Genomic DNA, 11,906 nt, shown 5'->3' on the forward strand with positions numbered 1-11,906 from the left:
TGGTTTTACGCCAGCTGTCGGTCTCCGTTCGCTGCGAAAAGCCAATCCTGTAAGTCTTCGTTTGGGAAGACGTCTGACAACTGGAAAGGCATAATCCGATTAGGCCAAGTAAGAGCCAGCCTGTCCTAAAAATATACTTTCTGCCTACTGGTGGTTGTACAGTTAGTAGCCAACAAAAAAAAATAGTCATGAGCGAAGTTGGCCCAAATTTTCAACATTGTTTAATCACAATATATGAGGATTTAAACAAAAAGTCTAAAACCAATAATTTCGCTATGTTAACGCAAGGTTGCCAATAGGATAATCAGTGCCATTAGTGCAGCATAATATCTAAGTTACACATCAAAATCCCTAAAAAAAGTATACTATTTTCGGTTTCTTTTAATACCTTACTGACCCGTTTAGGATCAATTTGTACATGGAGTCTAAGCGAGTCAGTCATATATTATACCAATAGGTATACAAATAAAATCCACCTGTCAATCTTCGTGAAGCGCTTATTATCTTTTCTCATTTTTAGCTTTTTTCTGAATTCAGCCCAATCTCAAATCCTATTAAAGGGTGCATTCTATAATCTAAGTTTAGGGTCATTAGGCTCCGCCATTAATTCACCTACTAATCGAGACCTAGCCGAAGTACTTAAGTCCAGTTGCATTTCTCCTACCCCTACCGTATCTGCGACGCCTTCATCCAGCATTTGTGCAGGCCAAAGTCTAACGATTACTGCAACAGAGTGTTTAGGAACAATTAACTGGAATACAGGAGCTTCAACAAGCAGCATTATCGTTTCGCCAACTAACTCCACTACCTATGCGGCTACCTGCACCCAATTTGGGTGTATGACGAGTTTGCCAGCCAAGCTTAGCCTAACGGTTCATAATCAGCCAGTTGCCCCAACAATAAACGCGTTTCTCTGCAGCAATGATGGCATCCAGAAAGTATGGGATAAACGATTGGGCGGAACAGATAACGATTATAATCTCACTAGCCAGGTAGCCACATCAGACGGCGGCTATTTGCTGGGAGGTACTTCTAGATCAGGACAAAGTGGCGACAAGTCACAATCTTCTCAAGGGTACGACGACTATTGGATTATAAAGATCGATGCTAATGGCAACAAACTCTGGGATAAGCGATTTGGCGGGAACGATGCTGATGTCCTTAATGGTATAGTCAAAACTTCTGACGGCGGCTATCTGCTTGCTGGCTATTCCTATTCTGGTCAATCTGGCGATAAATCGCAACCTTCTCAAGGTAACAACGACTATTGGGTCGTGAAAATCGATGCTAATGGGAATAAACTCTGGGACAAACGTTTTGGTGGAACAGACGATGATTATCTCTTCAGTACAATTGCGACTTCGGATGGCGGCTATCTGCTGGGAGGCACTTCTTCATCTGGTCAGAATGGCGATAAATCGCAATCGTCACAAGGCAATATTGATTATTGGGTGATAAAAATTGATGCCAATGGCAACAAAGTCTGGGATAAACGTTTTGGTGGCACAGACTACGATTATCTCTTCAGCTTAACAGCCGGTTTGGATGGTGGTTATTTATTGGGAGGCCGTTCTTCATCCGGTCAGAACGGGGATAAATCACAACCTTCTCAAGGTAGCTATGACTATTGGGTCGTAAAAATTGATGCCAATGGCAACAAAGTCTGGGACAAACGTTTTGGTGGAACAGACTACGATTATCTCTTTAGTACAATCACAACCTCGGATGGAGGCTATTTGCTGGGAGGAACTTCTGCTTCCAACCAAAATGGAGATAAATCACAACCTTCTCAAGGGTACGATGATTACTGGGTCGTAAAAGTCGATGCTAATGGTAACAAACTCTGGGATAAACGTTTTGGTGGAAATGGTTATGAAAATCTTTCCAGTCTAATAGCCACACCAGATGGTGGTTATTTGCTAGCAGGCTCTTCTTCATCATATCAAAATGGAGATAAATCACAACCTTCTCAAGGTACCTATGATTATTGGGTGATAAAAATTGATGCCAATGGCAACAAAGTCTGGGATAAACGTTTTGGTGGAAATGATAATGATGCCCTGAATAGTTTGATCGGTACGTCAGATGGTGGGTATCTATTGGGAGGCACTTCTCAATCGGGTCAGAATGGCGATAAGTCACAGCCTTCTCAAGGCAGTAATGATTATTGGATAGTGAAGGTAACCGAGTGTACAGTCCTCAACGACGCAATCTGTCTAGGAACTTCTGTGACATTGCAGGCTGCTGGCTGCTCAGGCGCTGTAGCATGGTCGAGTGGAGCGACAGGCAGTTACCTCAATATAACTCCCACTCAAAGTACAACCTATACAGCTTCCTGCACGGTCAATGGCTGTATAAGTCCAATTAGCAATTTGCTTAGTATTACGGTCAATCTGCCAACGGCTATTACACAACAACCGCCCATGTCTAGTACTTTAACAGCAGGGAAGGCTGTTATAGTAAATGTTGCGGCTACTGGCAGTAACCTGACTTACCAATGGTACCTTAACAGCCCTACTACCAACCAACCCTTACCAAGCCAAACAAGCGCTACCCTTTCGCTGGGCAATGTCCAGGTGGATCAAAGCCAATCTTATTATTGCTTGATAACAGGTAGTTGCGGTAGTGTCTGGTCTACTGCTTTTTCCTTAACTGTACGGCCGTTAGTGACAACTAATATGTACACGCTCAAAGTTGGAACTTGGGATGATCCTTCTATCTGGTCAGAGAATAGAGTTCCAGTTCACACCGATGTACTACAAATTAAACACGCAGTAAGTATACCTACAGGATACGTAGCGAATGCACAAAAAATCAACTATGATCCTGGTCAAACCCTAAGCATTGGGATGTCTAGCCAATTAGTATTAGACCTCTAATCTCGGGCTAACACACTTTTCTATCGATACCTAGTTTGATGAAAAATCATGTATCGATAGAAAGTGATAGCAGTAATGAGTTATTACCCCAACTTATAAAACTCACTATATGCTTTCCTACAAAGCCGGTAAACTTTCAAAAAATTTAATAGAGATCGGTTGTATCACTTGTGCTCTAATAGGGCATGGCTCCAGCCTTATGCCTATTATTAACCGGCCTCTGGCCGATTAAGCCACACAGGTTTTTATAATTCCACTGTATTCTGATTGATAGTTGGTACAAGGCCAGATCCATTCTCTATCAGCGCCAAAAATCATATTACTTCCTAAAGAATCACTTGTATAATTAGCCTTTTCGATGAAAAATCAAAGGCACTTTTTGTACTATACCAACAAAACCAAACTATTCTAGCACTCATTCCTGTTATATAGCTGAGAGGAATAAGTTTTCGACAGGGCTCTACCTCTATTGATTATTAACAAATTACTATAGTTATGAAATTCTCACACGCGCTAAAACACGAAAACAAAGCAAGGGCGACGTGGATCAGTATTTGTACTTTTTCCCGTTTATTCATCCTAGGCTTTATTGACCGAAACGCCCAAGGATTCGAAAGTCTGTCCCGACTTTCAATGCCCTTTGGTGGCAATATTCGCCCCCGAATTTAATTGGCTTTCCATCTTCCTGCTTTAGGGAAACTTCCCTGAAGAGGCTAAACATACTAAAATACCATCATTATGAATTCCTTAGAAAAACGTCTTATTTCATTACAACAAAAGCTGGAACATCTGAATGCTGAGATGGCTACCTTAATTGCCTTGGCAGCTTCCGAAAAAACTATTGATTCGGTTACTGATGTTCAGGCAAACCCATCGATTGGCGCAATAACCTCAACTGGTAAACGGTCTTCGGTCGGTCTCAATCGATACCATCAGTTGCGTGCCCATGAAGGCGCACTATAGTCATAAACTTTGACAAAAAGCCGTTGCGATGGCAACGGCTTTTTGTCAACATCATGGTCCAGTAAGCACTGATATCGTAATCTTAAATCTTGTGGTAACCATGCCTGGTGGGCATGACGGTAGCCAGCTAAAACTTACTGAGAATTAGTGATAGATGATCCCGTACAGTCCCTACAACAGTCGATAAACTTTCAGGAAATTTATCAAGTCGGTCGTGTCGCTCATGCCCATTTTCCGAATCATTTTCTGCCGGTGAGTATTAACCGTGTTGGGACTAATGAACAATCTTTCGGCAATTTGATCGCTGGTCAGGCTCAAATTCAACAACTTCAATATTTCTAACTCACGCTTAGTTAAAAGGTCGACCGGTTTACATTGATTCGAATCATCGACTTCAAAAAGTAAATGTTCTTTTCCGTCAGTTAAATGAAGGTGCTGTTTTTGAATGCGTTTAACGTAGGATATGTCGGACACCAGGGCAAGCAGGAAAAGAATATTACCCTTCGAGTCGGTTTTAAGAACGATACTTTCCTGACATATCCGGGCAACACGGCCATCTTTACGCATCAGGCGATAATCAAAAATAGCCCGAAACGACTTTAGTTTTTCCGGAGGCAATGCAGCAACATAGGCATTAATCACTTTTGTCATTTCTTCAACCCCGGGCCGGTCGGCGAGAGGAATTCGGGCAATGAGGGCCTCTACGCCTTCTTTAAAAAACAGTTCCTTAGACCAACCACATACATTTTCGACATCGCCTAAAATCAATGGATAGTGCATTCTGGTAATGTCTTTTACCGCCAATGCCGATCCTTGTAATAATAGGGTCTGGTTTAACAGAGGGTTATGCGCAAGCATTTCGCTGATCTCACTGATATCGGCAGCTTCAACACCCTTATTCCATGCTTTTTGAAATGATCCGAAACTAAACCGATTCTGATTAACAGTGCTCATATGGGTTACAGTAGCTAGTGGATAAAAGAAGCGCACAACTCGCAGCTGGAGTCAATTGGCAATAAATAATGGATAATGTAAAATGGATAGTGAGTATCACACAGCCTGCTAACAATTAGGCCATTATCCATTGATTAAATGAGCCGATATATTTTCAGAAAATTCAGAAGATCGGTTGTATTACTCAAGCCCATTTTTCGAATCATTTTCTGACGATGCGTATTAACAGTATGCGTACTAATAAATAATTGTTCGGCAATTTGTTCACTGGTCAGGTTCTGACTCAGCAATTGAGCAATTTGGACTTCCCGTCGACTAAGTACATCGATCTGGCGGTATTGATCGGTTGTATTATCAATGGCATATAATTGTCGTTCAGACCCATTTAGAAAACAGAGGTGTTGCGTACTTTCTTTGTTCAAATGTGAAATGTCGGATGCTAAAGCCAGCGAGTAAAGCGTCCGTCCTTCAGAATCGGCTTTTAAAATGACACTTTCCTGCCCTATTCGTACTGGCTGTCCATCTTTTCGCATGATGCTATAATCATATATTGTGCGCAATTTTGAAAGTTCAGCAGGGCTAAGCTTTCCGACGTAATCATTGATGAGTTGTGATATGATTGTAAAACCTGCCTGATCGGCGGGTAAGAATTTAGAGATGTAAAATGCGGCTCCACCCTCAAAAAGCTCTTCTTTACTCCAGCCCACCAGGTTTTCCAAATCTCCCCAGATACCCACGTATTGAAAGGTACTGATGTCGAGTATCGCCAACACTGTCCCCTGGAGCAATAACGTTTCGTGCAACAGTGGATTCACCTGGATCAATTCCTCAATTTCTGCAATGTTCGGTTCAAGTAAATCGGAACGCCATATCTTTCTAATCAGCGAAAAGCTATAATCATGGGTGGGCATCTCAATTGGCTTTCGGTGTGAATAATCACCAAAAATACTGAATGATCAGTATTGAACGCATGGCCACTTAATGCGTTTCTTTGTGAATGTAAAGGAATTATATATAGTACCTATTAAGCAATTAGGGTGCAGAGATGGCGATTGTAGCTTGCTTTTTTTACAGATTCAGGTAACAAGATTTGTCAGGCGAATCCTACTCAATGAACAGAATACCTATTTTATTAATGTATAATTTCTATCCACACCTCTCTTAATTTACTGATAGCGAAACGTACTGGTCAGTAATAAAATACGCTTGTACGCCGTTCGCTAACGACTAACTGCCGTTCACTCAAAGGTTTTTCCTTTTGGTTGAGCGGCAGTTTAGTTTACGGCCTCAAACCAACAACTACGCTAGTTTATGGGCCGCTTCTTCTTTTTAATAACGTTGATTACCCTTCTTGGAACTGCTTTTCGTCCAATATTTTCACCTGCCTTCGATACAGTCACCGGCACTTGGAAACGTACATCTATGCTGCTGGTAGACGGTGACGGAAAAACTACCGATATGAATAAGATGATGGAAAAGAATATGCCTTGTACAAAGGATATAACCTACACCTTCAGTGCCGACGGGACACTGAAAACCAACGTTCCGGATGCTTGCGGAGCCTTAAAGAAAACCATCGAATCTATGAATGCATCGGGCCGATGGACAATGAGTGGGAATAAGGTACTTGTCACAACCACGATGAAAGACATTCCACAAGCTACTTATGAGGTGAATCTTCAGGGTAATACCATGACCTGGATTTTCAACTACGCAGAAAACCCTAAAATGCCCAACCCGACCAAAGCGAAACGTATGACGATCATTTATCAACGGATCTGATTCCCTGGAATTATAGCTATCTTGAAGGCCTAATTTTATATTCTAAATCCCTGAAAGTAAGCACGATTACGCTAACTGATCTACCACCATGAAAACGCCCGCTCGCACAATTGTCAAGGCCGGATTGGTAGCTGGTATTTTGGATGCGATTGCCGCCATGGGCATGACAATAATCAGAGGAGGTAAAGACCCCTCGGTCGTTTGGCGGTACGTAGCCAGTGGCGTTTTCGGACCAGAAGCGTTAACAGGTGGTGTGTCGATGGTTCTTTGGGGGTTGGCTTTTCACTTTCTCATCGCGTTACTATTCGCAGCGTTTTACTTTCTGATTTACCCACAACTACAACGGTTTATCACGAGTCCGGTTGCTATCGGCCTACTCTATGGTGTATTGATTTGGTTGGTAATGAACCGAGTAGTATTGCCATTGAGTAGGGTCCCCTCTGCACCATTCGATCTTTCTAAAGCTGCCATTGGTATGGCAATTATCATGATCATGGTCGGACTGCCTATCTCACTTATTGTGAACAGGCATTACTCTAGTTGAGGGCCAATGTCTCTGTTGACTTATATATTTTCGTATAAGCCATTGCTTTCAGTAGCCTCTACTTGGGCTCGGCTTACTCCTCGGAGCCAATGATTCTCTAGCGCCACATGGCTCCTGCCCGACGGGAATCGAGTTTGAGGAAGATAAACAGTAGTATGGAAAACGACCAGAGCGAGGAACCGCCAGAGCTAAAAAACGGTAAGGGAATCCCGATTACAGGCATTAAGCCAATAGTCATACCAATATTGACCATGACGTGGAAGAAGATAATCCCAGCCACGCAGTAGCCGTATACGCGGGCAAATTTAGTGCGTTGTTTTTCGGCCAGAATAACAATGCGAGTGAGTAGCCCGACAAACATGGCTATAACAATGAGACTACCAATAAAGCCATGCTCTTCGCCAATTGTACAGAAGATAAAGTCGGTACTTTGTTCGGGTACAAAGTCAAATTTAGTTTGTGTTCCCTCCAGAAAACCCTTTCCCTGAAGCCGCCCAGACCCAATCGCAATTTTTGCCTGTGTTACATTCCAGCCCACACCGAGTGGGTCGATCGTTGGATCGACTAAGACTTTAATTCGGTTACGCTGGTGTTTTTGCAGAACACTGTTCACAAAGAAATCAACCCCTGCCACATAGCCCATCATCATCAATCCAACCAAGCCAATCCCCAGCAGATTAGGCATCGTTCGATTATAGCGTGGCATTAATAGAATGACTAGTAGTAACAACACAACGATACCCAGAAAAATATATAATTTGGGGAATACCAGTGCTAAAATAAACAAAGCTGCTGCCCCCAGCCCAACCGCCGGAATCCAACCCGGCAATCCCTCCCGGTAAAGCATTATCACAAATGATGCAAATACAAGTGTAGAGCCAGTTTCGTTAGAGGCCAGAATCAGAATACAAGGCAACACGATGATGCCGGCAATAAAGAGCAGATCTTTCTGTTTAGACAGATTTATTCCTGGCACATCCAGATATTTAGCCAATGCCAAGGCTGTTGCCACTTTGGTAAACTCAGCTGGTTGAATGGTAAATGAGCCAAACTTGAACCACGACCTTGACCCATTTATGTTGGTTCCGAGAAAAAGTACCAGAATCAACATTAGAATCATAAAGCCATAGAACACAAAGGCAAACGTATCGAAAAACGTGTGATTGATAACCAGAATACAAATAATCAGAATCACAGTTGTACCAATCCACATTAACTGTTTGCCAGCATTGTTCGACAAGTCGAACAGGCTGGTGTGATCTTCGGGGCTGTATACAGCAGCATAGACATTGAGCCAGCCCATCGTAACGCAAGCGAAATACAACAGGAGCGTGAGCCAGTCAATGTTTTGTGAGAAGGGGTCGTTTTGGCGAGCCAAGGTGCATTATGATTTACGATGTGCGAGTTACGAATTACGATGTAAGATTTCAGTAAATCACCGATTTGATATAAATCGTACATCGTAATTCGCAACTCGTAATTCAGTTAGTTTCCGCTAACAGCCATTGTTGAAATTGATTGGGGCTTGGTAACCGTCATCAATGGTTTGGCAATAGGCGTTTTCTGAGTTGTGTCTTTTTTAGGAGCAACAGGCTTCTTCGCTCCAGGAAGGAACTGGGCGGGTGGCAGGTAATTCGATGCTTTTACCTGTTCATCCAATTTCAGGGCTTCGGTTTTGCGTTTCAAATACCGCTCGGCAACCAGAGCCGCTACTGAAGCGGCTGCTTTACCTCCCCAACCTGCGTTTTCAACAAACACCGCAACCGCAATTTTAGGGTTGTTCATGGGGGCAAAACCAATGAAAATAGAGTGGTCAAATTTGTGGCCAAACTTAGCGTTCTGGGAGGTACCACTCTTGCCACATAGTTCAATGTTGGTTGTATTTACTAAAGGCGTCACTGTTCCGGCAAGAACAGCCCGACGCATTCCGTCAATCACGGGGAGGTAATATTGATAGTCGATGCCTGTTTGGTGCTTTTCGAGATATTCTGCCGGTACCCCTGCGCCTGCTTTTCCAAATCCTTTGATATAGTGCGGGGTAATGTACCAGCCCCGGTTGGCAATGGTTGCGGCCAGATTAGCCAGTTTCAGCGGGCTGATGAGTAATTCGCCCTCCCCAATACTTAATGAATAGACGTTGGAAAACTTCCACCGCAATTGACCACGATAGGCTTTATCGTAATATTCCGGTGTAGGCAGGTTGCCTTTTAGTTCACTCGGTAAATCAATACCGAGCCGAGCGCCCATCCCAAACTTCTCGGCCATGTCGTGCCATTGCTTCAACCCAATTGCCGATGCCTTAAATGTATTGTGCTCTCCGTTGAAATAGAGAAACTTACGAAATACATAGTAAAAATAAGGGTTACAGGAATTTTGAATCGCCCCACGCAGGTTGTTCCCTCCACGACAGTGGCATCGCATCGGCGATCCGCTGTGTCCATAAACGGTATTGGGAAACAGAGAACCTTGTTGCTGAGCAATTAAAGCCTGAATCAATTTGAACGTAGAACCGGGCCGATAACTGGCCATAATGGGCCGATTAATGAGCGGTTTATAGGGATTCTTAATCAATGCGCGGTAATTCTTCGAAAAGAAACGGCTCGATAGCAGATTCGGGTCATAAGTCGGGGCCGACACGGAGACTAGTATTTCGCCTGATGAGGGTTCGATTGCCAATACAGAGCCTACTTTATTCTGCATTAAACTATCAGCGTATTTCTGCACCTCTACGTCAATCCCCGTAATCAAATTCTGTCCGGCTACAGCCAGTGTATCGAACTCTCCATTTTTCCAGGAGCCTTTATTTACCCCCCGGACGTTCTGCATCATAAACTTAACGCCCCGCTTACCTCTCAGTTGCTCTTCGTATTGTTCCTCCAGACCGTTATGTCCAATATAATCGCCTTGCCGATAGTATACGATGTCCTGATTTTCGAGTTGTTTCTTGCTGATTTCACTCACATACCCAAGCGCATTCGCCATCGTATGAGCCGGATACGTGCGCATAGAACTAATCACCGGTTCAAAGCCCCGATAATCGACCAACGCATCCTGAATTCGGGCAAAATCTTCTTTGGAGAGTTGCCGCAAGAAAAGCGACGGTTTTACGGTCGAATAGTTCTTGGCCAACCCCATGATACTATCGAAATCGGCAGGGGTGATGGCCATCATCCGGCAGAACGCAGCCGTATCAGGAATCCGCACCTGCTTTGGCGTGACATACAGATCGTAAACGGGTGTATTATAGACGATTAATTGATTATTCCGGTCATAAATCTGACCTCTATACGGTATTTCGACAACCCGCTTAATGGAGTTTTTCGATGCACCCAGCGAGTAGGTATCATCTAAAACCTGTAAATAAAACAACCGAGCCAGATACGTTAATCCGACTATGCAAAAAAGGCCGATAATGACCCACTTCCGATTCTCTAACATGAGAATAAATTCCGTTCAATCAAGCGATGTACTCTCTACAAAGTTAGGATATTAATGATGAATTATGAATGATAAATGATGAGTAAAGCAGTCGGAAATTTTTCTACCTCAACATTCATCATTCATAATTCATCATTAACTATCACCACCCCTTAGCAAACGTTCGAATCCGGCAGAGATACATGTCGGCGGTAATATAAAGTGTAGATCCGTCGTCACCCCAGGCGCAGTTGGCCGTAGCACCGCCAATTTTGAGGTGTCCCAGAAAATCATAGGGGCCACCTCCCTGCGTTGGAGCCAGAACCAGAACACCGCCCCCACCTGTCACCCAGAGGTTACCGTCACGATCTACTTTCATACCATCGAAACCACCTTCAAGATTTTGCTTTTTCATCTGCTCCGGCCCAAATACGATGCGTCCTTTACCTACCGAACCATCAGGTTGGATCGGATAGGCCATTACAACTGGCCGCAATGGGTCTGACTGAGCTACAAAAAGTATTTTCTCATCGGGCGAGAGCGCAATTCCGTTAGGTCGGGTCAGATCACCGACAACAATAGAAACCGTCCCCGGTACACCAGCCCGTTCGGGAGCAATGCGATAAACGCCCCAACCGTCTGTCTCGCGACCCGGATCTTTTTCTTTCTTCGGCATACCGTACGGTGGATCGGTGAAGTAATAGCTGCCGTTCGAGTGAGCCACCACATCATTAGGGCTGTTGAACCGCTTGCCGTTATAATTATCGGCTAAGGTCCGTTTGCCCCCAGCACCGGTCATCGACATAGCCGTAACCCGCCGATCGCCATGTTCGCAGGCAATTAGCCGTCCTTGTTTGTCAATGGTCAACCCATTGGAACCGGGTTCATCGCTGTAGGGACCAAGACCTGTATAGCCGGAGGGTTTCAGAAATGGAGTCACTCCTTCTTTGTCGGTCCACTTGAAAATGGTATTCTTAGGCACATCGGAAAAGAGAAGAAAGGCTTCATTTTTCACCCAAATCGGCCCTTCGGTCCAATCGAAGCCACTCGCCAGTACCTCAATTTTGGCATCTGCGGATACAAGTTTGTCTAATCGGGGGTCAGCCTTCACAATCTGACCGATGGTAGGAAATGGCGTTGTTTGGGCACTGGCTGAACTAAGAACAAGGCCCAGCCAGCCTATTAGCAGTAACGGTTTTGATTTCATGGTTAATATCAGGAATTTATATCAATGGTACGATGAATTTGGGGTACAGCCACTAGAAAAGAGCAGGAAAGGTTACTTTCTAATGATCCTTTTTACTGGGACGATGGAGTTGCCCAATAAGACACAGAAATAGCTTCTTTTTCGACACAGATAGTATCTT

Annotated in this window: 9 protein-coding genes; 4 read left to right on the plus strand and 5 right to left on the minus strand. The window is 43.9% G+C overall.

Annotation, left to right across the window (positions count from 1 at the left end; all coding sequences use genetic code 11):
* Positions 1–488 precede the first annotated feature (488 nt).
* Positions 489–2,879, plus strand: coding sequence for a hypothetical protein (locus ACYVGR_RS35350; RefSeq protein ID WP_460965282.1), 2,391 nt, complete (start codon positions 489–491; stop codon positions 2,877–2,879).
* Between the two features lie 738 nt (positions 2,880–3,617).
* Positions 3,618–3,842, plus strand: coding sequence for a hypothetical protein (locus tag ACYVGR_RS35355; protein WP_460965283.1), 225 nt, complete (start codon positions 3,618–3,620; stop codon positions 3,840–3,842).
* A 171-nt stretch (positions 3,843–4,013) separates the two neighbouring features.
* Here ACYVGR_RS35355 and ACYVGR_RS35360 read toward each other — a convergent pair whose 3' ends face one another.
* Together ACYVGR_RS35360 and ACYVGR_RS35365 are read right to left on the minus strand one after the other, a co-directional pair.
* The gene (locus ACYVGR_RS35360) at positions 4,014–4,796 is read right to left on the minus strand and encodes a helix-turn-helix transcriptional regulator (protein WP_460965285.1); all 783 of its coding nucleotides are present in this window, start codon (positions 4,794–4,796) and stop codon (positions 4,014–4,016) included.
* A gap of 134 nt (positions 4,797–4,930) precedes the next feature.
* Entirely contained in the window at positions 4,931–5,707 is a 777-nt protein-coding gene (locus ACYVGR_RS35365) for a helix-turn-helix domain-containing protein (protein ID WP_460965286.1), read from the minus strand.
* 400 nt (positions 5,708–6,107) lie between these two features.
* On the opposite strand from ACYVGR_RS35365, the gene ACYVGR_RS35370 reads away from it, so the two are divergent.
* Positions 6,108–6,578, plus strand: a complete 471-nt coding sequence (locus ACYVGR_RS35370; protein WP_460965288.1) for a lipocalin-like domain-containing protein — start codon at positions 6,108–6,110, stop codon at positions 6,576–6,578.
* 88 nt (positions 6,579–6,666) lie between these two features.
* Entirely contained in the window at positions 6,667–7,122 is a 456-nt protein-coding gene (locus ACYVGR_RS35375; RefSeq protein WP_460965290.1) for a DUF1440 domain-containing protein, read from the plus strand.
* 97 nt (positions 7,123–7,219) lie between these two features.
* On the opposite strand, the gene rodA is transcribed toward ACYVGR_RS35375, so the two are convergent.
* From rodA to ACYVGR_RS35390, 3 genes are all read right to left on the minus strand, one after another.
* Positions 7,220–8,500, minus strand: coding sequence for a rod shape-determining protein RodA (gene rodA / locus ACYVGR_RS35380; protein WP_460965292.1), 1,281 nt, complete (start codon positions 8,498–8,500; stop codon positions 7,220–7,222).
* 107 nt (positions 8,501–8,607) lie between these two features.
* The gene (locus ACYVGR_RS35385) at positions 8,608–10,560 is read right to left on the minus strand and encodes a penicillin-binding transpeptidase domain-containing protein (protein ID WP_460965294.1); all 1,953 of its coding nucleotides are present in this window, start codon (positions 10,558–10,560) and stop codon (positions 8,608–8,610) included.
* Positions 10,561–10,702: 142 nt separating this feature from the next.
* The gene (locus ACYVGR_RS35390; protein ID WP_460965296.1) at positions 10,703–11,746 is read right to left on the minus strand and encodes an SMP-30/gluconolactonase/LRE family protein; all 1,044 of its coding nucleotides are present in this window, start codon (positions 11,744–11,746) and stop codon (positions 10,703–10,705) included.
* Positions 11,747–11,906: the final 160 nt, after the last annotated feature.

The sequence above is a fragment of the Spirosoma litoris genome (assembly GCF_054776755.1).